Raw genomic sequence first — 23,920 nt, forward strand, 5'->3', positions numbered from 1 at the left:
CGTTCAGGCGCCTACCGTGCTGCGTGCCTCCGTCGTGTCGATCGCTTCCACGCCTATCGGCGCGCGGGCTGTCGCCCCCGGCTTCACGGGCATGCACTCCATTGCGTATTCCGCCAGGGCGGTGATCGTCAAACTGGGGTTCACGCCGGGATTGGCCGGGACAATGGACCCGTCGATGGCGTAGAGGCCGGGATAATTGTGCACCTGCATATCGAGCCCGACGACACCCTCGCTCGCGTTCGTGCCGAACGGGCACCCGCCCAGGATGTGGGCCGTCATCGGGATGCCAAGCAGCCCCTCGTTAATCGACCCGGCGGCGATCCCTCCGTTCTTCTCCGCAAACCGCCGGGTGACCTTCCGGCTGATCTCAATGGCCGACGGGTGCCCGCTCTCCGGGTCGGGATGCGACACCAGCCCGCGGCGGAAAAGGGTGAAGAGACTCCGCCCAAATCGGAAGCGCAGCCGGGTATCGTCGGTCTGCATCGCCAGGATGATCGTGGTCCGCTGGGCCCAGCGCGGCAGGAAGTGGGTGCGGGCAAAGTCGATCGGTCTGGCGACGATTTGCCACACCGACTGGGCCAGCCGGCTCAGGAAGCCCCCTGACTCGATGATCGGTCCGGTGAGGAGCCGCATCATCGACGAGCCCGGGGAATACCGCACCGGCTCGATCGTCGTCATGGCGTCGGCGTGGACAATGGAGGTGATGGCGATGCCCTGCGAATAGTCCGCCTTGTCGTCGCGCGCGATGACACCCAGCAGTGATTCATTGTTGGTACGGACCATGTCGCCGAGCCGCGGTGAGAGGCGGGGCAGGGAACCGGTCACGTCGCGGCACCGGAAGAGGAGGCGCATTGTCCCGAGCGCGCCGGCGGCGGCAATGACATTGCGGGTGCGGATGCGCCGCTCACCCCGGAACAGCATCGCGGACGAGGAGCGGTACACCACTTCATACCGGGCGCCATCGGGTTGGCCTTCCGGCAGCGGGATGATGTCCCGCACTTCGGCCTCCGCCTCCACTTCCGCGCCCCACTTCTCGGCCAGATAGAGATAGTTCTTGACGAGGGTGTTCTTGGCATTGTAGCGACACCCGACCATGCATCCACCGCAGTGGATGCACCCGCTCCGCGCCGGCCCCTCTCCGCCGAAGTAGGGATCGGCCACTTCCTCCCCCTCGTCGTCCGGCACGCCAAAGAAGGTCCCGACCGGCGTTGACTGCCAGGTGTCCGCGGTCCCCAGCTCTTCGGCAATCTCCTGCAGGAGAATATCTGCCGGCCAGGTGCGCGGATTGACCGTCACGCCGAGCATCCGGCGCGCGGTGTCATAGTGCGGTTCGAGGAGTGCCTTCCAGTCGGCCAGATGGCTCCAGGCGGGGGCGGAGAACATCTCGTCGCCGGGGGCCATCAGCACGTTGGCGTACCCGAGGCTGCCCCCGCCGACGCCGGCGCCGTGAAGGACGAAGATGTCGCGGAAGGGACTGATCTGCAGGATGCCGAAGCACCGGAGCGCCGGCGCCCAGAGCGCCCGGCGCACATTCCAGTTGCTGCGCGCAAAGTCCTCGTCGCGGAACCGCTTCCCGCGTTCGAGCACCCGCACCCGGTATCCCTTCTCGGTCAGCCGCAGGGCGGACACGCTGCCGCCGAAGCCGGAACCGATGATGACAAAATCCAATATGTCCGACATGCATGCCCTTCCTGGGTCTATTGTCCCGCCGCCAACGTGTCCAGCCCGTTCAGGGTCCGCGTGGCATTCACGATGTCGCCGATGTCACCGAAATCTACTGCAAGATAGGTCGGCTTGATCCCACGCTCCCGTTCGCACTGCTTCGCCCGCCTGAGGAGAACGTCGTAGGTATTCACGATCTTCGCGTTGCTCGGCCGCGGGGCCGGTGTCGTCTCGATCCAGTGATTGACCTGGAACAAGGTGCCCGACGTGCCGCCGCGGTTCGGCTTGCAGGAAAACTCCGCCGGCGTGTGGAAGGTGTAGGGGGTCTCCTGGAAGCTCTCGAACGCCGGGTGAAGCCACGCCACCCCCGGCTTCCCCGACTCGGTGAACACCAGCACCCGCCCGCCTGTTTCTATCATCGACCGGAGCGTGGGCCACGGCGTGATCGGTCCGGTGTAGACCATTTCAAGCAGGCCGCTCGCCTTGAACGCTTCTGCGATCTCCTCCGGCGTCACGTAGTCCTCGATGACGATCAGGAGGACCTCATCCGGGTTCAGCAACATCCAGTCGCGGATATTCTTGAGGGCGGGCGCTACCAGATACGCCCCAAGTTCACAGAAGCCATGGCAGAAGTAGAGCCCCCGGTGTCCTTCATCTACCCCGACCAGGCGGTCGCGGATCCGCTGGGCCGCCTCGAACCCTTCCTCGCCCACGGCGCCCACCAGCTTTTCCCGGGTCGCACCCTCCCCCTCGAGGTCGGTCTTGATGCGTTCGGCACCCGGAAAGCCGTAGTGGATGTCGATCAACAGGGCACGAATCCCGTGCTGCAGCTGCCCCGTGAAGTCCACCATGTGGTGCGGAAACATCCAGCCCGGGATCTCCGCGTTCGACATCGAGTTGTGCGTGGCCGGGAAGGAGACCTGGTCGATCCGGCGATCGCAAAGTTCCGGGGCGCCGTTGCAGGCCAAGACCGCCGTGCTCGCGAGCGGCAGGGGCTCCGGCCGGCGCAGGAACAGGAGCAGTGCAATCAGCCCGGCTCCGAGCCCGACCCCAACCAGTGTGCGGAGCGGCCACCGCCGGCCGGTGGCCACGGCTGAACCAGAACGTTCCGGCACATTTTCCAGGACCACCCGGAACAGCTCACGGAGCGCGGCGAAGATGAGCAGGAGCCCGCCGATGACCGCGGCCACGGCGACGACGCTCGACGGCCAGGTCAGCACCACCGTCCCCGCGACTGCCGTTGCGAAAATCCAGAGCAGCCGGCCGCCACGCCCCTTTGGCGGCTCCGCCGCCAGCCGGCCCAGCCGCCGCAGGCCTTCGAACGGGTCGGTCTTCTCGTGCAGCGAGTTGGCAGCGGAGGCCAGAATCACGCCGCTGCCGGCAAAGGAATAGACAAACCCGAGGAGCGGCAGGAAGTACTGTCGCCACACACCGAAGAGCGCGCCGCGAGTGGCGTCGTCCTGCGTGAGCGCGAGGGCCACCAGCCGACCGGCGGGAATCACGAGGGCCAGAATGAGCGCCACGAGCACGAGCCCGACGCCGGTACGTGTCAAACCCCGGCGGCGGTCGCGGTCGAGCAGGATGCCACCCACCAGCAACCCGATGCCGAGCACCAGAAGACCGCGCTGCAGCCAGGCCATTCTCGTCAAGACGCGGCGGGCGGTGACGACAGCGGTGCCGAGCTTGCTGTGTGGCAGCCTGGCAACGACTGTCTCGAGATTCTTGGGGATCTTTGCCGCGAGCTCCGGATTCATCCCGCCCAGGGCACTCTGCACCAGGACCCCGACATCGGGAACCGAGAGCAGGACATCTTGCCCGGTCTGCGAGAAGAACGCCTGATGGGCCGACTTGAGCGCGGTCCGGGCGACGGCACGGAAGGGAGAGCTCCCGACCAGGCCGTCGGCGGTTCCAACGATGAGCGGTCGTACGGCGGTGAGGTTGGGTCGTCGCTCGATGAGCACATCGGTGATCTTTTCGGCAACGAAACCCGAGACGCGTTCATCACCCAGGCTTGACGCCACGCGGTTCGCGAAGTCGTCCGCGTTGAACAGGCCGTGGCTGACATCGATCAGGACGGCGCTCAGGAAAAGCAACACCAGCCCGATGAAGCCCATCAGCCGGGCGCCCATCGCCTAGAGAATCCGCTTCCCGAAAGCTGATTCCAGCAGCTCCACCGCAAGCACGGCAGAGCGGTTGCGTTCGTCGAGGATTGGGTTGACCTCGACGACTTCCAGCGAGGTCATTCGCTTGGATGCCCAGATCAGTTCCATGATGGTATGGGCTTCTCGGTAGTCGAGTCCGCCCTTCACGGGCGTACCGACGCCGGGGGCAAGGGTCGGATCGACGGCATCGAGGTCGAAGCTCACGTGCAGGAGGTCGGTGCCGTCGGTGACGCGGGCCAGCGCATCGCTCATGACGGCGTGGATCCCGTCCCGGTCAATTTCCGACATCGTGTAGACCCGGATGCCGAGTTCGGCCAGGTGGCGCCGCTCGCCGTCTTCGAGGCTCCGAATGCCGACCAGCGCAGTGTGCTGCACGTCGATCTTCGGCCAGTCTCCGCCGACGGCCGAAAGCTCCTTCGGCCCGAGACCGAAGAGGGCGGCGAGCGGCATTCCGTGGATGTTGCCGGAGGGGGAGGTCTTCGGGATGTGGATGTCGCTGTGGGCATCGATCCAGAGGAGGCCAAGTTTCTTTTTCTTCTTCCGGGCGAAGGACGCCACGCCGGAAATGGTGCCGACCGCAATCGAATGGTCCCCACCCAATACCAAGGGGAACCGCTTCCGCTCCAGGATCCGCTCCACGGCCTTGGCGAGGAGCCCCGATGCGCGGGCAATCTCCCCCAGGTACCGGGCACGCCGGCTCCCGAAGGTGGTCTCTTCCATGTTCTTGATGTCGAGGTCGCCACCGTCGAACACACGGTGGCCGCGGGCGACAAGGGCGGGGCCGACGCCTGCGATCCGGAGCGCGGAGGGACCCATGTCCACGCCGCGCCGCCCGGAACCGAGGTCCATCGGGACGCCAAGGAGTTCGATGTTCATGGGACTACGCTACCCACAACGGCGAGGGGCCGCAACGTGGGGGCTTGTCCTACCGGGCCAGCATCGCGCGCGCCTCTTCCTCCATGCGCATCAGGCGAGTGTAGTAGTCCGGCAATTCCATCAGGTGTGCGAGCGCAATCTTCCCGGTGAGCACCAGGTCGTCGTTGGTCACGTTGGTGACGACGTTCCTGACGCCGTGCTCCAGTTCCACTTCAAGCCCCATCCGGAACTGCTCCAGGTGCACTTCGCTCCATTTGATGCCAATCTGATCGCCCACCCTGCGGGCCTCTTCCATCGTAAACGTCCGCTGGCTGACCATGATCTCCCCTCCTTGAATCGCAGGGCGTGTATGCGCCGCGGGCCACCCCCGCCACGAGGCGGGAGTGGACTTGCAAGATGGCATCTGGGCTATGAAGCGGGGGTGAAGCTGAGGAGAGAATCCCTTGGCAGGTCAGGAGTTGAGATGCGGGAAGTAGCGTTCCTCCAGGATCCGGAGGTGATGCCGCTCATGGCCTGCGAGAATCCAGGCCAGGGCCCGGGCCGAGACTGGGTGGCCGCTCGCGGACCCGATCCGTGCCCAGGCCTCGGCGCTGAATGAACTGAAGAGGGCCAGGCTCGCGTCCCGCACGGCCCGGAACTCGGCGGCGACATCCGCCATCGACCGGGCCTCGAACCCGGCCATCGGCACCCAGGCGTTTTCATCGAACCCCGGCAGGTCGATGGTATCACCCCGAGCGATCCTGAGGGCCCGGTAGGAGAAGACCCGCTCGGCGTCCGCGACGTGCCCGATGACCTCCCGGATGCTCCACTTCCCATCAGCGTACCGATAGGCGGCTAGTTTGTCTGAAATTCCAGCCAATACGGCAGTGGTTGATTCGCGCTGGTACCGGAGCGTGGCCAGAAGGTCGCCATCCGGCACTTCCTTGACGTACGGCTGATAATAGGAGTTATACTCGGAATCGGCAGGACGGGCAGGGGAATGCTCGGGCAAGGGGACCTCCAAGTGCCTCAGGCGAGAGTTCCGGGCGAGCCACAATATAGGCGGCTGTATTCGTGAACTCGAACCCGCACCCCTCCTCCTCTTGCTCTCAGCCCTCGTTCCTGCCCAGCGCGGCGGGAGCCTTCACCCGACCCACCGCCCCCGCCAGCGCCAACAGCGTCAGCAGGTACGGAAACATCAGGAAGAATTGATACGGCACCTTGAGCCCCGCCGCCTGCAGCGCAAACTGGAGCGCCGTCGCCAGCCCGAAGAGCAGCGCTGCCCATCCCGCCCCCACCGGGTTCCACCGCCCCAGGACCACGATCGCAATCGCGATGAACCCGCGCCCCGCTGTCATTCGCTCGGTAAAGGTGCCCACCTGCGCCAGCACCAGCGTGGCACCCGCCAACCCGGCAAAGGCGCCGCCGATCAACACCGCCACTGCCCGCGTCGCGCGCACCGGCACGCCGGCGGCGCGAGCAGCGGAAGGATCCTCGCCGACGGCGCGCAACGCCAGCCCAAATCGGGTCCGGAACAGAAAGGCCCAGCTCAGTGGGATCAGGGCGACCGCCAGATACGTGGTGACCGGCTGCGCAAAGAGCGCGTTGCCAATGAATGGGGTATCGGAGAGGATGGGAAGTGGGAGCGGCGGCAGCGTCGGCAGCGAGAGTCCGACCCCCGCTGGCCCGTAGAACTGCCGGTAAATTGTTCCGGTCAGGCCAACGCTCGCCAGCGTCACCGCCGTGCCGGTGATGATCTGGTCGGCCCCCGCGCCGATGGCCACTGCGGCGAAGAGCGCCGCCACCAGCACACCCACCAGGATACCGAGGCCGAGTCCCGCCACCGGTCCCGCCACCGTGGCACCGATGGCGCCGCCCAGCGCACCGAAGAGCATCGCTCCCTCGACACCCAGGTTGACCACACCCGACCGCTCGGCAATCGTCTCACCCGTCGCGGCCAGCGCCAGCGGTGTGGCAATGCCGACCGCCGCAACCAGGACATCCGCCGCCACCGCCATCGGATTGATCATGCAGCGCCGTCCGAAACTTGCGGTGCGGCCTGTCGCTTGACCCCTCGACGTGCCGCGGCATCTCCCAGGAGCAGCACCAGGATGATCACACCTTCCACCACGTACACCGCCACCGCCGGAATACCCGCATCCCGCTGCATCGCTCCCGCCCCCGCCTCCAGCGCGGCAAAGACAATTCCCGTCAGCACAATCGCCGAAGGCCGGAGTCGCGCCAGCAGTGCCACACCGATGGCGGTAAAACCATAGCCGGGTGATAGGTTCTGGTAGAGAGCGTACGACACCCCGCTCACTTCAAACGCGCCGGCCAGCCCCGCCAGCGCACCCGACCCGAAGAGCGCCACCGCGATCATCCGTCCCGGCCGAACTCGTCCGCTCACCTCCGCCGCACGCGGTCCCTCGCCCAGCGCGCGCAGCCGGAACCCCCACCAGGTGCGGGCAAAGATCCATGCCAGCACACCCGCGACAATCAGCGCAACGACAAACCCGACATGCAGCCGTGTGCCGGGGAGCATCGGCAGTCGTGCGGCCTCCGTAATCGGCGCGCTCTGCGGGTAGATCCCCGACGGCTCCTGCATCGGCCCCTGGACCATCCAGCTCACCAGCGACTCGGCCACGAAGTTGAGCAGCAGTGTGCTGATCACCTCGAGCACCCCGAAACGAAGCTTCAGCAGCACCGGCAGCGCCATCCAGAGCGCACCCCCCACGATGCCCGCCAACGCCACACTCGGCAGCGCCAACCACGGCGACCATCCGCCGACGTGCACCCCCACCCACGTGGCCGCAATCGCACCGGCGTAGAACTGCCCCTCGGCGCCAATGTTGAGCGCACCGCCGCGGAGCGCGAGCGCAAATCCAAGCCCGATCAGGATGAGCGGCACCGAGCGGAGCAGCGTGGCGCCGGTGAACGCCCGCCACGAACCGAAGGCGCCATCCCAGAGCGCTGCGAGTGCGGCGCCCGCATCGTACCCCGCCAGGTGCAACCCGACCGCGAGAATAAGCAGGCCGACTGCGAGCGCCGCCACGCCGGTGCCGAGTGCCCGGAGGTTACCTCGCATCGGACGCGCCCGACCGAAGCATCATCTCGCCAAGGCGATGCCGGTCCGCTCCAGGCGGCGCCTCGACAATCGCGCCGTTTGCCGCCACCAGGATCCTGTCACCCAGCTCCAACACTTCGTCCAGGTCGTTCGAGTAGACCAGCACCGCAGCGCCGGCCGAGGCGGCGGCGCGCAGGTGCGCGTGGACATCCGCCGCCGCCTGCAGATCGAGCCCGCGGGTCGGGTTCTCCGCCACCAGCACGCGGGGCCGCCGCTCGAGCGCCCTCGCAATCAGCAGCTTCTGCTGATTGCCCCCGCTCAGGCTCCCTGCCTTTGCATTCGCCCCCCCGGCGCGCACGTCGAACTCCTCAAGGAGCTTGGTCGTTCGGGCGCCAGCCTCCGTCCAGTGTACCTGCCGCACTCCACGTCCACTGATCCACGGTGCCACGCGCCCCACACCAAGCACGACATTCTCGGTGAGCGACAGCGTGGGGATCAACCCTTCCGTGGTGCGGTCCTCTGGCACGAACGCAACCGGCCCGGCCACCTTCAATGCGCCCCGACGCGGGGGCAGAAGCTGCGCCACCGCACGGAGCAGCTCCCGCTGACCGTTCCCCTCCACGCCAGCCACCGCGACCAGCTCACCGCCCCGGATGGTGAAGGAAGCGCGGCGCAGTCCTGGACCGGATTCCCCCTGGACCTCGAGCCCATCGCACTGGATCAGCGCAGGGCCCTCACCCGTTGCGTGGCGGCGAGGCGCCCTGGTCAGTGCACCGCCGATCATCGCTTCGGTGAGCAACTCCGCCGTCACATCGGCACGCGGCGCCGCGAGCGTCACCACTCCCCGGCGCAGCACCGTCACCCGGTCGGCAGCCGCCAGCGCCTCATCGAGTTTGTGCGTGATGAGCACCACCGCGCCGCCTGTGCGGGTGAACTCCCGCACGAACTGGAACAACTCCTCCGCCTCGGCGGGGGCCAGGACCGCGGTCGGTTCGTCGAGGAGGAGGATGCGGGCGTCGGAGGCGAGCGCCTTCACGATCTCCAGGCGCTGCTTCAGTGCGACCGAGAGTTCACTGGCGGTCTGGAGGGGATCGAGATGGAGAGCAAGCCGAGCGGTGAGTTCGGCGGTACGCCGACGAAGCGGCGCGGGAGCAACCGGCCAGCCGGCGGCGAGCGCAATGTTCTCCATGACCGACAGCGCCGGCACCGCCGTCGAGTGCTGGTGCACCATCCCGATGCCAAGGCGACGGGCGTCGCGTGGGGAACCGAACCGGACGGGCATACCATCGACCGAAATTGTACCAGCCTCGGGGCGGAGCAGCCCGTCGGCGATATGCATGAGCGTGGACTTGCCGGCGCCGTTCTCGCCGAGGACGGCGTGGACTTCCCCAGCACGCACGACGAGGTCCACGCCGTGGAGCGCCCGCACCGATCCGAAGGATTTGGAGATGCCGGTGAGCGACAGGGACATCAGCAGACCAGACCTAGAAGGTCGTTCCCCCTCTCCATCTCATGGAGAGGGGGAGAGGGGGTGAGGCTACAAGACGGGGCGGGCAGGCAGGGCGGCGGAGGGGCAGAAACAACCGCGCCCGAGGGCTCGTGTCGCTTCAGCGACATCAGCCGCGAGCCCTGCCTCGCGGCCCCGCAGTCCCGCCGACGACCTACATCCCCGTCGGATGCCGGTGGAACTCCCATGGCAACTCGAAGCGGAGGCCGAGGTGCTGGGCAAGCGCCTGCACACCAACCTGCTCGGTTGCGTAGTGGCCGGCGTAGATCAGGTTGATGCCGAGCTCCATCGCGTCGAAATAGGTGTGATGGGGCCCCTCGCCAGTGATCAGTGTGTCGATGTCGGCGGCGATCGCCTCGGCAATGAACCCGCCCCCGTTCCCCGTCACGATGCCGACCCGCTGGGTCGTCGCTGGCCCACCGGGAATCAGGCGCGCGGCGTCGCCCAGCTGTCCCTCGATCCGCTTCACCAGTTCTTCCCGCGCCAGCGACAGCTCGCCGTACACGCCGAGCCGCTGGCCCTTGTACTCGCCGAACCACCCCTCGAGGTCGATATCGAGCCGCCGCGCGAGCACGATGTTGTTCCCCAAGTCAGGATGCAGGTCCAGCGGAATGTGGGCGGAGTAGAGCGCAATGTTGCGGTCGAAGAGCGCCCGGACTCGCCTATACCGCCGTCCAGTGAGCGGCACGTTGCCGTCCCACAGCAATCCATGGTGGACCAGGAGCAGGGTGCCGCCCTCGCTACCCGCCGCCGCGGCATTTTCGATGGCCTCGAGCGAGGCGTCGACCGCCGCCACGATACGGTCCACCGTGCCTCCGTTCTCCACCTGGAGTCCGTTGACGGCGTTCCCCTCGTCCGGAACCTCGCGCACCCGCAGCAGGGTGTCGAGGTACTCAGCAACTTCTGCAACTGGAACGGCGTGTTCGCTCATTGGTCATCCTGCTGTCGGATGCTGTCCTCGGCGGCGCGGACGCGCGCAGCCAGCGCGGGTGGGACCATCGAATCGAGGGCGGGGTTCGGCACGTACCGCACCACGCCACTGGCCAGCCCGAACGACTCGACCTTTGGGGTGAAGGTACCTCCCTGCACCTCGCGCGCGACCAGCAGCAGCGCGCGCGGCAGATCGATCACCGCCGAGCCGATGACCCGGGTAGGCGCGAGCGCGGTCTGGTCGGCGTTGGCGCCGAAGACGTACACGCCCGGTGCTTCCTTCGCGGCCTGGAAGACACCGATGGCCGCCGCGTCGGCGTTGTGGTGCAGCATGTCAGCGCCCACGCGAATCAGCGCCCGCGCGGCCTCGCGCCCCAGGGCGGCGTCGTCCCAGTTGTTCAGGTAGGTGGTCCGGCTTTGGACCTTCGGATTCACCGCGCGCGCACCGGCCACCCACGCATCGGAGGCCTCGCGTACCGGCGGCAGTTCCACGCCGCCCACAAACCCGATCACCCCGCTCTTGGTCAGCCCTCCCGCCACCATCCCCGCCAGGTAGCTCGCCTCACTCAACCGGAAGATCAGCGGGGCCACATTGCCCTGCACCCGTTCGCCGGAGGTAATGATGAACACCACGGCGGGATAGTCGGCGCTGACCCGTTCGGCTGGCCCCTGGAACTCGAACCCGTGGCCGAAGACCAGGTTGTAGCCCTGCGCCGCGTAGGTTCGGAGCGCCTCCTCCTGCTCCGCCGGCGTGCGCGCCTCGACGTGGCTGACGGGGACGCCGAGCGAATCATGAATCTGCCCGAGCCCGGTGAAGGCGCCGGAGTTCCACGCCGCGTCGGCGATGGAGCCGGGTGTGACAAGTGCCACACGAAACGGCGCCGGCGCCTCCCGTGTGGCACAGCCGGCCAGCAGCGCGCCGGCCAGCACCCAACCCAGCGCGCGGTGCACCATCACCCCTTGGGACCGAGCTCCGGCCTCGACTCTGGCTTCGGCTCCACCTTTGGCTCCACCTTCGGTGCCGCCTTCGGATCCTTTGCCGAACCCATCTTGATCGACCCGTTCACGCTGCCGCCTTCCAGCACGACGATCCGCCTGGTGAACACGTCGCCCTGCACCTCGGCGGTGGTCTGCACCTCGACGCGATCCGTGGCGTGCACGTTTCCTTCCACCCGTCCACCGATCACCGCCTCGGCAGTGTGAATGTCGCCCTGGACCAGCGCACCCGGCGCCACGAGCGCCTGGGTGTTGGCGCGAATGATGCCCTTGACCTTCCCTTCAATCTTCACGACCCCCTCGGTCTGGAGGTCGCCGGTCACGGTCAGGTCCTTGGCGATGATCGAGAGGGAGGTGTGATCGGTGCGCCGGCGCATCTGATTCACTTCCGGCTCGCGCGGTGTGTTGGAAAAGATGGCCATTATCGGGAGTCCTCGTTCACCATGGTGAGGGGATCGATGGTCTCATCGCCCCGACGAATTTCGAGATGCAGGTGGGGCGCGGTGGAGCGCCCGGTGTTGCCCGAGAGACCGATCACGTCGCCGGCATTGACCAGTTGGCCGGTGGTGACCAGTGAGCGGGAAAGATGCCCGTACTTTGACGCGTAGCCGTCCGGATGACTGATCAGGACAAAGATCCCGTACTCCGGATCGTTCCCGCTGTCGATCACTGTCCCGCCGCCGACGGCGCGGACCGGCGTACCGATCGTCACCGCCAGGTCCACGCCCGTGTGTTCTTCCTCGGTGCCGCCGGCGGGTACCAGCCCGCGGGTCATGTACCCTGCGGCGTCCAGCGGCCACCGATAGGGTACCGTCGGTCCGGGCGGAAGCGTGACGCGTGGTCCTGGAGGCGCCGCATTCACCGGGGGCGCGAGGGGCAGCGAGTAGGCGAGCGCGATCGGATCGGGCACGATGTCCGCACCCACCATCTCGCGGAGCCTTCCATACCGCCGCTCCACGCTGTCAAGCGCCGCGGCCAGCTCCCGCACCTTGCCGGTCTCGGCCTCCAGCCGAGCCACGTCCTCCCGGAGCCGCGGCACGCTCGCCGCCGCCTTGAGGAGGGGGGCATACCACGCACCGACGACCAGCGCTGACACCAGCAACACCGCGCCGGTGCCCACCAGGATGCGGAAGAGCCAGATCGGCATCCGGAAGGTGCGTGAGTTTACCTCCCCGTCGCGGTGCACCATCACCGTGATCTGGGGGCGCGGGGTCTTCATCCCTCGAACGGAGTGCCGAGGATGAGTTCGAGCAGGCGGGCCAGATCGTCGTTCGAGTAGTAGCTCAACTGCACGATGCCCCGTCCCTTGCGGCGCTGGGTCACCCGCACGTCGGTGCCCAGGTGCTTGCGGAGGGCGTCCTCCACCCGCTGCACTTCGGCGCTGACGGGACCGGGCTCCGCGCGCTTGGTCTTCGGGCGCTTCGCGGAGTCCGGACCTTGGCGTACCCGGGCCTCCATTTCACGCACCGACCAGCCGTCCGCCACCGCCTGGCGGCCCAGCTTCACGATCAGCTTGGCGTCAGTCAGCCCCAGCAAGGCACGCGCGTGCCCGGCCGAGAGGGCGCCGTGGTCGACGAGATCGCGTACCGCCTCGGGGAGTCCCAGCAGCCGAAGCAGGTTCGCCACGGTGGACCGGTCCCGACCGACGAGCCGCGCCACTTCCGCCTGCGCCACGCCGAACTGTTCCTGGAGCCGTTGGTACCCGAGCGCCTCGTCGATGGGCGAGAGGTCGTCGCGTTGCAGGTTCTCGATCAGCGCCAGCGTGAGCAGGGTCTTGTCGTCTGCGTCCTTGATGACGGCGGGAATGCGGGTCCATCCGAGGCGCTGCACGGCGCGCCAGCGGCGCTCGCCGGCAATCAATTCGTAGCTGGATCCCTGTGGCCGCACGACAACCGGCTGCAGCAGGCCCGACGCCTCGATGCTGGCCACCAGTTCCTTGAGCGGTTCTTCGTCGACGCGGGTGCGGGGCTGAAAGGGGTTCGGCCGGATCGACGTGACCGGCAGCTCGCGGAGGTTTCCTTCCTTCTCCGCCTGCTCCTTCGAGACCGGACCAAGCAGCGCCTCGAGGCCGCGGCCGAGACGACGGGCTTCACTCACGATTGCACCCCCTGCGCCGATCCGGCGTCTACGCGGCGCAGCAGCTCCTGCGCGACCGAGAGATAGCTCTTCGCCCCGACCGACTGCACATCATAGAGCAGGATCGGCTTGCCGAAACTCGGCGCCTCGGCGAGCCGGACATTCCGGGGAATGACGGTGCGGAACACGCCGGCACCAAAATATTCGCGCGCGTCGTTGGCCACCTGGCGGGCGAGGTTGATGCGGGTGTCGAACATCGTGAGCAACACGCCGTCGATGGCCAGCCCGGGATTGAAGTTCTGCTGCACCAGGCGAATGGTGTTCAACAGCTGCGAAATTCCCTCGAGCGCATAGTACTCGCACTGGATCGGGATGATGACGGCGTCCGCCGCGGTCAGCACGTTGAGCGTCAACAGGCCGAGCGACGGGGGGCAGTCGATCAGGATGTAGTCGTAGTCCTCACGGATCGGCTCGAGGGCGCGGCGGAGCGCGGTTTCGCGCTGCGGACGATCGACCAGTTCGAGTTCCGCACCGACGAGGTCCTGCGTGGCCGGGAGGATATCGAGAAAGGGCAGGGCCTCGTCGTGGAGAATGATGTCGCGCGCGGGGCGCTCGTCGATCACCGCGTCGTAGAGCGAGAGACGGACCTGGTCGCGATGCACACCGACACCGCTCGACGCGTTGCCTTGCGGGTCGGCGTCGATCAGCAGCGTGCGCTTCTCGGCAATCGCGAGCGAGGCGGCAAGATTCACCGCCGTCGTCGTTTTACCGACGCCGCCCTTCTGATTGGCAATCGCGATGACTCTGGCCATGAGCGGGGTGAGCGCCTGGGTCGAAGAGGTAAGGTTAGGGAGGACAGGAATATAGGCGGTTTCTGCCCCCCAGTCGACTTTGAAGTCTCTGGTCGCCGGCCCGAGACGAGGGAGGGTCGGAAAACCGCCGGAGAGTCGGAAGCCCGCAGGAGTGTGATATTGCTCGTATTGTCTTTTAACATATTGCAAGAAAATGACTTACACGACACAAAAATCGATCGTACTGGATCGTCCTAGCCTGTTTCACGTGAAACAGAGGGTAGGTTTTCCGACCCTCCCTGACCTCCGACCCTCCCTTGTTTCTTCTCTTGTCTACGAGCGAGTGGGGCGTGGTTTCACGTGAAACAGTGTGGGCTGTGGGGTCCCACCTTCGCGGCTTCGCGTCTTCGCGTGAACTCAGCTGTTTGGATCTAGGCTCTCTGCCTGAGTACCGCGAAGGCGAGGTTCTGAAGATCGGCCGGCGAGACACCGGGCACCCGCCCGGCCTGACCGATGGAGGTGGGCTGGACAGCGCTGAGCTTCTCACGCGCCTCCCAGGAGATGGTCTGGATGGCGTGGTACTCAAGGGTGGCTGGGAGGGGGACCTCGTCGAGCTCTGCGAGCCTCGCCGCGGCGTCCCGCTCCCGGGCCAGGTACCCCTCGTACTTGATCTCGATATCGGCCCACTCGGCGTGCTCCGCCTTGGCTTCGCTCCCCGCCGCGGCCAGCAGGGAGGCGAGCGTAACCCCAGGCCTGCGGCAGAGCTCCTTGAGGCGGGTTGGCTCACCGATTGGAGACTCTCCAGACGCGGCGAGAATCGGGTTTGCGAGTTCCGGGGAGATTGCCGTCTCGACCGCCTCCCTTGAAGCGGATTCTTCTCCCTCGAGACGCTCCTCGGCGGACCGGATCTCCCCTTCGCTGAGGAGCCCGAGCCTCCGGGCCAGCGGATAGAGCCGCCGGAGCGCGTTGTCCTGCCGGAGGAGAATTCGGAACTCCGCCCTGCTGGTGAAGAGTCGGTACGGTTCGTCCACCCCACGATGAACCAGGTCGTCCACCAGCACCCCCGTCATCGCCTCGTCCCGGGAGAGCACTACGGGCTCCCGACCCTGCACCTGCAGCGCTGCGTTCAGCCCCGCGACCGCCCCCTGTCCCGCCGCCTCCTCGTACCCAGTGGTGCCGTTTACCTGCCCGGCAAAGTAGAGCCCCGGCAGCGCGCGCGATTCGAGTGTCGGGTGGAGCTGTGTCGGGGGGAAATAGTCATACTCGATGGCGTACCCAGGCCGGGTCATGTCCACCCTCTCCAGCCCGGGCACAGCTCGCAGGAAGGCGAGTTGGACATTCGCGGGAAGAGAGGTCGACAGCCCGTTCACGTAGAGCTCCGACGTGCCCAGCCCCTCCGGCTCGAGGAACACCTGGTGTCGGGCGGCGTCGGGAAAGCGGACCACCTTGTCCTCAACGGAGGGGCAGTAGCGCGGACCCCGGCCACTGATCGCTCCGCCGTAGAGTGCCGACTCCTGGAGATGCCGCTGGATGATCTCCTTCACCTCCGCGCCGGCCCAGGTCAGCCAGCAGGGCAGTTGCTCCGGGTGCCCGGACCGCTCGAACTGACTGAACCAGTACGCCACCGCGTCGCCGTCCTGGCGGGTGAGCTTGGAGAAATCGACCGTCCGGCCATCAATGCGTGGTGGGGTTCCGGTCTTGAATCGTTCTCTTGCAATCCCTTGTGTTGCAATGGCTTGCGAGATTTCTACAGCGGGAGATTCTCCGGCCCTTCCGGCGGGTACCTGCGGGTCCAGCCCCAGATGGATGGCGCCGCGCAGGAAAGTGCCCGTGGTCAGGACGACTGTCCGGGCCTCGAAGGTGAGCCCCTCCCTGGTCACCACCCCCGCCACCCGCCCGCCGCGAATGACGAATGAGGCAGCGGTCCCCTGCGCAAACCGGAGGTTGGGCTGGGCCTCGAGGAGCTGTCGCACCGCGCGACGATAGAGCGCCCGGTCGCATTGGGCCCGCGGCGACCACACCGCCGGGCCCTTCGAGCGGTTCAGCATCCGGAACTGAATTCGGGAGAGGTCGGTCGCGCGCGCCATGACACCGCCGAGGGCGTCCACCTCGCGCACCACGGTCCCCTTCGCGATTCCCCCGATGGCGGGGTTGCACGACATCTGCCCGATCGTCTCGAGATTCTGCGTCAGGAGGAGCGTGCGCGCACCGGCTCGCGAGGCAAGCGCGGCCGCTTCGGCGCCGGCGTGGCCGCCGCCGATGACGAGGACATCGTAAGGCATGACGCAAGATAGGCAGATGGGCAGGGAGGCAAGGAGGCAGGGAGGCGGAAGCCTGATGCGCCGTCATTCCCGCGAAAACGGGAATCCAGCACGGGGCGGGGTTATGCCCGCCCCTGGGATCCGCCCAATCGAGGTTGAATTTCAGCTGGACGATGCGAGCGCCGCTGATGACGTCGACCCCGGCATTCGCCGGGGTGACGCACCGTTGGTGGGATAAACGAACGGCCTCCCTGCCTCCCTGCCTCCCCGCCGCCCGGCCCCGCCTGCTTACCCCGTCCGAATCCAGCGCAGAATTTCCATGACCGACGCCCGCTTCCCATACATCAGGATGCCTACCCGGTAGATCCGCCCAGCCACCCAGGAGACAGCGAGAACCCCGAGGCCGGTAATCCCCGCCGAGGCGAGCACCTCCACGAGCGGCAGCGGGCTGAGCGAGTAGCGCACCGGTGTCACGAAGGGGGCAAAGAACGGAATCATGCTCATGGTCCGCGCCAGCGTGCCGTTCGGTTCGTCCAGCAACCCGAACATGAGCATCAGCCCGACCACGATGCAGAGCGTGATGGGCATGGCCCCCTGCTGGGCCTCCTGCTGGGTACTGACCGTGGCCGCCACGGCGGCGTACGCTGCCGAATACAGGAAGAAACCCAGGACGAAGAACGAGAGATACACCGCGAGCAGCCCACCGCTGATCGACGGGATCGGCATACTCATCGCATCGGACGGGGAAGCCCCGAGCAGGCCGGCAATGGCGACCCGCTGCGAGGCCAGCACCTTCGCGGTGCCGGTCCAGATGCCGAGCTGAAGGAGTGCCACCGACCCGACGCCAATCACCTTGCCGAGCATCAGCTCGAAGGGGCTCAGGCTCGAAACGAGAATCTCCATGATCCGGTTGGTCTTCTCCTCGACCACCGACCCCATCACCTGGATCCCGTAGACGATCAGGGCAAAGTAGAGGAGAAATGACATCACATACGCGAGCATGAACGACGATTCACCGCTCTCGCCGCTGGCCTGACCGTTGCTGACCCGCGACGTCTCGAGCGACACCGGCGCCGTGGCGGCAGCGAGGACGGACACATCGACTCCCGATCGCGACAATCGCTCGGCAATGATCGCCTGGCGAAGGATGCGTTGCAGGTCTCCCATTTCCGACAGGCTGCCGACATTGCTGCCGTAGTAGTGCATCCGTCCGGTTTCGATCACGGAATCGGTCACCACGACGACACCGACCAGCCCGTCGGGGCCGGCGTCCTTGACCCCGAGGTGCGGGATGAGGGTATCCAGGGGTGCCGTGCTGCCGTCGGTGGCCAGGACCGACAGCACCTGATAGCGGGGTGAGGCATCCGCCCCCGAACCGCGCCTGGCCCCCGTCAACGCCTCGACGACGCGGCTCCCGAAATTGCCGCCCGCCGCATCAAGCACCACGATTCGCTTGGGCGCCCGATCGCGAGACTCGAGCAACATCGGCAGGACAAAAAGCATTCCCAACAACAGCGGACCGAGGATGGTGCTGATCACGAAGGCCCGGGTCCGGACGCGGACCATGAATTCACGCCGGATGACGGCCATGAGCTTACGCATGGGTGGCCTCCCGGGCCGGGGCGGTGGCCGCCTGCTGACCGACCTTGGCAATGAAGATCGACTCCAGCGACGGCTCCGCGACCTCAAATCGGCTCAGACCGACACCGGCGTCCATCAACGCGCGGAGCAGCCGATCCGGATTGGCGCCCACCGCAAGTTCGGCTTCGGCCGTGGCCCCTGAGTCATCCGCCCGGGCCACCAGCGTCCGGTCGGCCAGAATGGGGCCGGCCTTGGCGCCGTCATGGGCAAAGGAGAGGTAGACGTTCCGCTTCCCGCCCTCGGCCTTGATGTCCGCAACCCGTCCATCCACGATCTTCTCCCCCCGCGCGATGATGGCGATCCGGTCGCACATCTTCTCGGCCTGCTCCATGATGTGAGTTGAGAAAAGCACCGTCCGCCCCGATCGGGCGATCTCCACCACCACATCCTTCATCACCTGCAGGTTGACTGGATCGAGTCCGCTGAAGGGCTCGTCGAGAATCACCAGGTCGGGGTCGTGGAGCAGGGTGCCGATGAACTGCACTTTCTGCTGCATCCCCTTGGAGAGCTCCTGCACCTTACGCTTTGCCCAGTCGCCGAGGCCGAGGCGATCCAGCCAGCGAAGGGCACGCTCCCGGGCGTCCTTCCGGCGGAGGCCCTTGGCCTCGCCGAGGAAGATGATCTGCTCCAGGACTTCCATCCGCGGATAGAGCCCCCGCTCCTCCGGGAGAAAGCCGATCCGGCCGGAAAGCTCCCGACCGGTGCCCGGACCGCCGAAGAGCGTCACCGTTCCCTCGTCGGGCTCGATGATATGCATGATCATGCGGATGGTGGTCGACTTCCCCGCGCCGTTCGGGCCGAGTAGACCGAACACGCCGCCTGCGGGGACAGCCAGTGAGAGCGACTGGACGGCGGTGTGGCCGGCAAAGCGCTTGGTAATGCGGTCCACGGAGACGACGGCGTCTGGCATCGGCGGCAACCCGGGGTCGAGGGGGGGGGAAGTGGAAGTTGCAGGGGATGAAAAAGAGAAGGTCGGGGGCAGGATGGCAAGAGAGCCGGAGCCGATGCCAAGGAACCGGAGAGAGGAACCACCCTGACCCCCGACGGGGGCCGGCCGAAGTCGGCAACCTGCCGACCCTCTGGCACGATCAAAATCAGTTTTGTATGTTCGCCCTATGCCCTACACCATCCAGATCGATCGCACGCTCTGCTGCGGATACGGTGACTGCGTCGGCTTGGCGCCGGAGGTCTTCGCCCTGGACGGCAAGAACATTTCCGTGGTGCTGGACCCCGAAGGGGCGGAGGACGAACTGATCCTTGACGCCGCCCGTGCCTGCCCCGTGGACGCCATTACCCTGGTCGATGAGCACGGGGACCAGGCCTGGCCCTCCTGAAACGGACGAAGGACCGAAGGCAGGAGTCTCTCCCTCGGTCCTCAACCATCAGTCCACAGCCGCCGGTCAGCCTTCCTGCGCAGTGAACTCCGCCAGTTGCCTGATCTCCCGGACGTCCTGCTCCGGAATCAGCTTGTTCTTGACCGTCGCCCGGACGCCGAACTTGAGCGTCTTCCGGAGATACTCCTCCCGCGTCCCCTCCGTCACCCCGTCCTCGTAGCAGCCGGCATCGTGCAACAACACCCCCTTCGGGGTCACGGAGTCGAAGCGCCCCACCCAGAGCTCGGTCCCCGTTTCCAGCACCACCGTGATGCCATGCAGGTCGTGGTGCCCGGGGTGAAAGACGTGTCCGCTCACGCGCTGACAGGCTTGCTGCAATAGGTGTCGAAGGCCTTGGTCAGGTCGGCGGCGATGGCCTGCGGACTCCGCCCCTCGATCTGGTGGCGGTGGACGAAGTGCACCACCTCACCGTCGCGGAGCAGCGCCATCGACGGGGAGCTCGGCTGGTACTCACCGAAGTAGCTCCGGGCCCGTGCCACGGCGTCAAGGTCCTGGCCGGCAAAAACCGTCACGGTCCGGTCCGGCAGGACGCCATGCCCGAGCGCCATCTTCACCGCCGGCCGGGCGTTGCCCGCCGCGCAGCCGCAGACCGAGTTCACGAAGACAAGCGTGGTACCGGCGGCGCTGCCGACGGAGGCATCCACATCGGCCACGGTCCGCAGTTCCACGGCGCCCATGGACGTCATCTCGGCCCGCATGGGGGCTATGAGGGATTCAGGATACGGCATGCGTGCTCTTCTCCAGGGTTCAGTTGAACGGGACCCGCAGGCCCCGGTAGTTACTCGGTCGACACCGGTTCCGCGGCGCCGGCGATGGCGGCCTTCAGCGTGTGCCACGCCAGGCTGGCGCACTTGACCCGCACCGGATACTCGGAGACACCGGCCAGCGCCTGCAGCTTGCCGAGCGCCTTGCGTTCAGCCGCACCCTCCAGCTTGCCGGTCACCAGTTTCTGAAACTCGTCCGCGAGCGCCATCGCATCCGCGCGGGACTTGCCCTTGACCGCCGCCGTCATCATCGAGGCGCTGGCCTTGGAGATGGCGCAGCCGTTGCCCAGGAAGGCGACATCCTTGACGGTGTCGCCCTCGAGGTCCACCCAAACTGTCAGCCGATCGCCGCAGAGCGGGTTGTGCCCGTCGGCGTGGCTCGCCGGCGGCGGGAGCTCGTGAAAGTTCCTCGGCGTCTTGTTGTGATCAAGGATGACGCTCTGATACAGATCGTCCAGGTCGCGGCTCACGCAAAGACCTCCCGAGCCCGGTGCAGCCCGCGCACCAGCACGTCGATTTCGTCAAGAGTGTTGTAGAAGGCAAACGAGGCGCGTGCGGTGGCGTGCACACCGAAGCGTTCCATGACCGGCTGGGCGCAGTGGTGGCCCGCCCGGATGGCCACGCCGTCGGCGTCGAGGATGGTGCCGAGGTCGTGCGGGTGGACCCCGTCGAGGGTGAAGGAGAGCACGCCGGCCTTCTCCCGGGCGGTGCCGACCAGCCGAATCCCCGGCACCTCGCGCACCGCCTCCGTGGCGCGGGTCAGGAGCTCATGCTCCCAGGCGCCGATGGCCTCGAACCCCACGCTCCGGATGTAGCGAATCGCGGCGCCCAGCCCGATCACCTCGGCAATGGCTGGCGTTCCCGCCTCGAACTTGGCCGGCAGCGGCGCAAACGTCGTCCCGGCGAAGCTCACGGTGTGGATCATGTCGCCGCCCCCCTGCCAGGGAGGCATGGACTCGAGCAGCGCGGTCCGCCCCCAGAGGAGACCGACGCCGGTCGGTCCGAACATCTTGTGGCCGGAACAGGCGTAGAAGTCACAGCCCAGGGCCTGCACATCCACCGGGGTGTGCGGGGCGGCCTGCGCACCGTCCACCACCACGACCGCCCCGGCGTCATGCGCCAGCCGGGTCATCTCCGCCACCGGGTTGATGGTCCCCAGCGCGTTGGATATCTGCACGACCCCCACGATACGGGTGCGCGGACCCAGCAGCTTCTTGTACGCGTCGAGGTCGACTTCGCCGGCGTCGGTGATCGGGATGGCACGAACCACGGCGCCGGTCTGCTCGGCCACGATCTGCCAAGGGACGATGTTGCTGTGGTGCTCCATCGTTGTCAGCAGGATCTCGTCACCCGGCTTGAGCGTGCTCCGCCCGTAGCTTTGCGCCACCAGGTTGATTCCCTCGGTGGTGCCGCGCACGAAGATCACTTCGTGGCTGGCCGGCGCGTTCAGGAACGTCCGGGCCTCCTCCCGCACGGCATCATACTCCAGCGTGGCCCGCTCGCTCAGGTAGTGCACCCCGCGGTGGATGTTGGCGTTTTCCTCCGCCATCGACCGCCGTACCGCCTCGATGACCGCCAGCGGCCGCTGGGCCGTGGCGGCGTTGTCGAGATACACCAGCGGCTTGCCGTTGACCCGCCTGCCGAGAATCGGGAAGTCGGCACGGATTGCCTGGACGTCCAGTGGGGCAGCGGGGCTGCGGGGCTGGGTGGCCGTGCTGGCGGACATGGTCAGGTTGTTTCCTGTCCCGCAGCCCCGCTGCCGCGCCGCCCCGCCTTCAACAACCACTGCCGCATCAAGTCCTCCAGATAATCCACCACCGGCCGGCTCCGGATCTCCTCCAGCACGTCGGCCGCGAAGGCATAAGTGAGGAGCGTCCGCGCCTCGGCTTCGGCGATCCCGCGGCTCCGGCAATAGAAGAGCGGCACCGCGTCGAGACTCCCCACCGTGGCGCCGTGGGTGCACTTCACGTCGTCGGCGAAGATCTCGAGCTGCGGCTTGGTGTCCACCTTGGCCGTCTCGGACAGCAGCAGGTTCTTGTTGGTCTGCTTGCCGTCGGTCTTCTGCGCTTCCGGATGCACGTACACCTTGCCGTTGAACACCCCGTGGCCGCGGCCGTCGAGGATGCCCTTGTACACCTCCCAGCTGGTGCAGTCGGGCGCGGCGTGCTCGATCCGGGTCTGGTGGTCGACGTGCTGGCGGCCCTCAGCCAGGTACAACCCGTAGAGCGTGGCGTGGGCGCCGGGCCCGGCCAGCGTGGTGTAGATGTTGGTGCGCGAGAGGGCCGCGCCCTCCGCGAAGGAGAACGAGTTCAGGTAGCTGTCCCGTTCCTGGCGGACCTCAAGGGTGGCCAGGTGGAACGCCTGCGTGCTCTCCCGCTGGATCTTGCAGTGATCGAACCGCGCGCCGTCGGCCAACGTGACTTCGCCAACGGTATTGGTCAGGGAAACACCGTCGGCGAGCGTCACATAGCTCTCGACCACGGAGGCGACGGCGTTGGCACCGAGCACCACGACATTGCGCGGATACACGGCACCCTGCGCGGCGTGGCTGTCGGCAACAAAGAGCACGTGGATGGGCGTGTCCACCACGGCACCGGCCGGCAGCACGATGGCATAGCCGTCGAGGAACGCCGAGGCGTTCTGGCCGACGAGTGCGGCGGCGGCGGGCTGCACGGCGCGCTTGCCGAGCGTCCCCTCGACCAGCTCCGGCGCCTCGACCAGCAACTGGGCAAGCGGGCCGACGCGTGCGCCGGCCGGCAGGCCGGTCACCTTCGAGAGCGACGGCTGGTAGCGCCCGTTGGCGAAGACCAGCCGGGGCCACTCGGTGTGCCCGAAGAGGAACGGTGCTATGTCGGACTCGGTGAGTGCGCCCGAGGCACGGGCCGGGCCGAGGGCCGCCTTGGTGACCGGCGACAGATCGGTGAAGCGCCAATCCTCGTCACGCGTGGTCGGAAGGCGCAGCCCTTCGTACCGGGCGGCTCCCTCGCGTCGGAGTTCGGCAGTCCACTCCGGCTCGACGGCACGGGGCATCGGCGCCACGGGAGTGCGGGTGGCCGTCACGCGACGGCTCCCGCCGCTTCGGTGAGCCACTCGTACCCGCGCTCCTCGAGTTCCAGCGCCAGTTCCTTGCCGCCTGACCGGACGATCCGCCCGCCCGCCAGCACGTGCACGAAGTCGGGCACGATGTAGTTGAGCAGCCGCTGGTAGTGCGTCACAAGGATCGTCGCGCTGTCGGCGCGGCGGAGGGAATTGACTCCTTCGGCCACGATCTTGAGCGCGTCGATGTCGAGCCCGGAGTCGGTCTCATCGAGAATGGCCAGTGACGGCTCGAGCACCGCCATCTGCAGGATTTCATTCCGCTTCTTTTCGCCGCCGGAGAAGCCGGCGTTCACTGCGCGGCTCATGATCTCGGGGCCCCACTCGACCAGCTTCAGCTTTTCCTCGAGCAGATCGAGGAAGTCCATCGGATCGAGTTCTTCCTTGCCCTCGGCCACCCGCTTGGCGTTGTACGCGGCACGGAGGAAGTACGCGTTGGTGACGCCCGGGATTTCCACCGGATACTGGAACGCCAGGAACACGCCGGCCTGCGCCCGCTCCTCCGGCTCCATGTCCAGCAGGTCCTGGCCCTTGTAGGTGACGGTCCCACCGGTCACCTCGTACGCGGGGTGGCCCGCCAGCACCTGCGCCAGCGTGCTCTTGCCGCTGCCGTTCGGGCCCATGATGGCGTGGACCTCGCCGGCGTTGACGGCGAGAGAAATGCCGCGGAGAATGTCGGTGCCACCGGCGGTGGCGGTCAGATTCTTGATTTCAAGCACGT

24 protein-coding genes are annotated in these 23,920 nt (G+C 67.0%); 1 reads left to right on the forward strand and 23 read right to left on the reverse strand.

Annotated features, from left to right (window positions below; genetic code table 11):
• Positions 1 to 3 precede the first annotated feature (3 nt).
• The 17 genes from R2910_10165 to R2910_10245 form a co-directional block, all read right to left on the reverse strand.
• A complete protein-coding gene (locus tag R2910_10165) occupies positions 4 to 1,680 on the reverse strand; it encodes a GMC family oxidoreductase (GenBank protein ID MEZ4413337.1) in 1,677 nt (558 codons plus the stop codon).
• Between the two features lie 17 nt (positions 1,681 to 1,697).
• Positions 1,698 to 3,791 (reverse strand): hypothetical protein, encoded by a 2,094-nt coding sequence (locus tag R2910_10170; protein ID MEZ4413338.1) that lies wholly within the window; start codon positions 3,789 to 3,791, stop codon positions 1,698 to 1,700.
• A gap of 3 nt (positions 3,792 to 3,794) precedes the next feature.
• Entirely contained in the window at positions 3,795 to 4,700 is a 906-nt protein-coding gene (gene rocF / locus R2910_10175) for an arginase (protein ID MEZ4413339.1), read from the reverse strand.
• A 49-nt stretch (positions 4,701 to 4,749) separates the two neighbouring features.
• Positions 4,750 to 5,019 carry a DUF5661 family protein gene (locus R2910_10180; GenBank protein ID MEZ4413340.1) on the reverse strand — a complete coding sequence of 90 codons (270 nt, stop codon included), beginning with the start codon at positions 5,017 to 5,019 and terminating at the stop codon, positions 4,750 to 4,752.
• 132 nt (positions 5,020 to 5,151) lie between these two features.
• Entirely contained in the window at positions 5,152 to 5,691 is a 540-nt protein-coding gene (locus R2910_10185; GenBank protein ID MEZ4413341.1) for a DinB family protein, read from the reverse strand.
• A 97-nt stretch (positions 5,692 to 5,788) separates the two neighbouring features.
• Positions 5,789 to 6,709, reverse strand: coding sequence for an ABC transporter permease (locus R2910_10190; GenBank protein ID MEZ4413342.1), 921 nt, complete (start codon positions 6,707 to 6,709; stop codon positions 5,789 to 5,791).
• The gene (locus R2910_10195; protein ID MEZ4413343.1) at positions 6,706 to 7,764 is read right to left on the reverse strand and encodes an ABC transporter permease; all 1,059 of its coding nucleotides are present in this window, start codon (positions 7,762 to 7,764) and stop codon (positions 6,706 to 6,708) included. Before R2910_10195 ends, R2910_10190 begins: the two co-directional genes overlap by 4 nt.
• Positions 7,754 to 9,214, reverse strand: a complete 1,461-nt coding sequence (locus R2910_10200) for an ABC transporter ATP-binding protein (protein MEZ4413344.1) — start codon at positions 9,212 to 9,214, stop codon at positions 7,754 to 7,756. The genes R2910_10195 and R2910_10200 overlap by 11 nt, the downstream gene beginning before the upstream one ends.
• Before the next feature lie 190 nt (positions 9,215 to 9,404).
• Positions 9,405 to 10,181, reverse strand: a complete 777-nt coding sequence (locus tag R2910_10205) for a Nif3-like dinuclear metal center hexameric protein (protein MEZ4413345.1) — start codon at positions 10,179 to 10,181, stop codon at positions 9,405 to 9,407.
• A complete protein-coding gene (locus R2910_10210) occupies positions 10,178 to 11,134 on the reverse strand; it encodes a BMP family protein (protein ID MEZ4413346.1) in 957 nt (318 codons plus the stop codon). The genes R2910_10205 and R2910_10210 overlap by 4 nt, the downstream gene beginning before the upstream one ends.
• The gene (locus R2910_10215; GenBank protein ID MEZ4413347.1) at positions 11,134 to 11,598 is read right to left on the reverse strand and encodes a polymer-forming cytoskeletal protein; all 465 of its coding nucleotides are present in this window, start codon (positions 11,596 to 11,598) and stop codon (positions 11,134 to 11,136) included. The genes R2910_10210 and R2910_10215 overlap by 1 nt, the downstream gene beginning before the upstream one ends.
• Complete coding sequence (locus R2910_10220) at positions 11,598 to 12,395, reverse strand: M23 family metallopeptidase (protein MEZ4413348.1); 798 nt, start codon at positions 12,393 to 12,395, stop codon at positions 11,598 to 11,600. The genes R2910_10215 and R2910_10220 overlap by 1 nt, the downstream gene beginning before the upstream one ends.
• The gene (locus R2910_10225) at positions 12,392 to 13,273 is read right to left on the reverse strand and encodes a ParB/RepB/Spo0J family partition protein (GenBank protein MEZ4413349.1); all 882 of its coding nucleotides are present in this window, start codon (positions 13,271 to 13,273) and stop codon (positions 12,392 to 12,394) included. The genes R2910_10220 and R2910_10225 overlap by 4 nt, the downstream gene beginning before the upstream one ends.
• The gene (locus tag R2910_10230; GenBank protein ID MEZ4413350.1) at positions 13,270 to 14,064 is read right to left on the reverse strand and encodes an AAA family ATPase; all 795 of its coding nucleotides are present in this window, start codon (positions 14,062 to 14,064) and stop codon (positions 13,270 to 13,272) included. The genes R2910_10225 and R2910_10230 overlap by 4 nt, the downstream gene beginning before the upstream one ends.
• Positions 14,065 to 14,474: 410 nt before the next feature.
• Entirely contained in the window at positions 14,475 to 16,325 is a 1,851-nt protein-coding gene (gene mnmG, locus R2910_10235) for a tRNA uridine-5-carboxymethylaminomethyl(34) synthesis enzyme MnmG (GenBank protein MEZ4413351.1), read from the reverse strand.
• 267 nt (positions 16,326 to 16,592) lie between these two features.
• Positions 16,593 to 17,906 (reverse strand): ABC transporter permease, encoded by a 1,314-nt coding sequence (locus R2910_10240; GenBank protein MEZ4413352.1) that lies wholly within the window; start codon positions 17,904 to 17,906, stop codon positions 16,593 to 16,595.
• The gene (locus R2910_10245; GenBank protein MEZ4413353.1) at positions 17,899 to 18,855 is read right to left on the reverse strand and encodes an ATP-binding cassette domain-containing protein; all 957 of its coding nucleotides are present in this window, start codon (positions 18,853 to 18,855) and stop codon (positions 17,899 to 17,901) included. Before R2910_10245 ends, R2910_10240 begins: the two co-directional genes overlap by 8 nt.
• Positions 18,856 to 19,060: 205 nt before the next feature.
• Here R2910_10245 and R2910_10250 point away from each other — a divergent pair, with 205 nt between their 5' ends.
• Positions 19,061 to 19,279, forward strand: coding sequence for a ferredoxin (locus tag R2910_10250; GenBank protein ID MEZ4413354.1), 219 nt, complete (start codon positions 19,061 to 19,063; stop codon positions 19,277 to 19,279).
• Between the two features lie 66 nt (positions 19,280 to 19,345).
• Here the strand turns inward: R2910_10250 and R2910_10255 are convergent, their stop codons facing one another.
• From R2910_10255 to sufC, 6 genes are read right to left on the reverse strand one after another with little or no spacing between them, the layout of a single operon-like run.
• Entirely contained in the window at positions 19,346 to 19,636 is a 291-nt protein-coding gene (locus R2910_10255; GenBank protein ID MEZ4413355.1) for a hypothetical protein, read from the reverse strand.
• Positions 19,633 to 20,067, reverse strand: a complete 435-nt coding sequence (locus tag R2910_10260) for a BrxA/BrxB family bacilliredoxin (GenBank protein MEZ4413356.1) — start codon at positions 20,065 to 20,067, stop codon at positions 19,633 to 19,635. The genes R2910_10255 and R2910_10260 overlap by 4 nt, the downstream gene beginning before the upstream one ends.
• Before the next feature lie 50 nt (positions 20,068 to 20,117).
• Positions 20,118 to 20,573 carry an SUF system NifU family Fe-S cluster assembly protein gene (locus R2910_10265; GenBank protein ID MEZ4413357.1) on the reverse strand — a complete coding sequence of 152 codons (456 nt, stop codon included), beginning with the start codon at positions 20,571 to 20,573 and terminating at the stop codon, positions 20,118 to 20,120.
• Complete coding sequence (locus R2910_10270) at positions 20,570 to 21,829, reverse strand: cysteine desulfurase (protein ID MEZ4413358.1); 1,260 nt, start codon at positions 21,827 to 21,829, stop codon at positions 20,570 to 20,572. Before R2910_10270 ends, R2910_10265 begins: the two co-directional genes overlap by 4 nt.
• A 2-nt stretch (positions 21,830 to 21,831) precedes the next feature.
• On the reverse strand, positions 21,832 to 23,163 hold the full coding sequence (sufD, locus tag R2910_10275; protein ID MEZ4413359.1) for a Fe-S cluster assembly protein SufD: 1,332 nt from the start codon (positions 23,161 to 23,163) through the stop codon (positions 21,832 to 21,834).
• Positions 23,160 to 23,918 carry a Fe-S cluster assembly ATPase SufC gene (gene sufC, locus R2910_10280; protein MEZ4413360.1) on the reverse strand — a complete coding sequence of 253 codons (759 nt, stop codon included), beginning with the start codon at positions 23,916 to 23,918 and terminating at the stop codon, positions 23,160 to 23,162. Before sufC ends, sufD begins: the two co-directional genes overlap by 4 nt.
• Positions 23,919 to 23,920 lie beyond the last annotated feature (2 nt).

The organism is Gemmatimonadales bacterium (genome assembly GCA_041390145.1).
GTDB lineage: Bacteria > Gemmatimonadota > Gemmatimonadetes > Gemmatimonadales > GWC2-71-9 > SPDF01.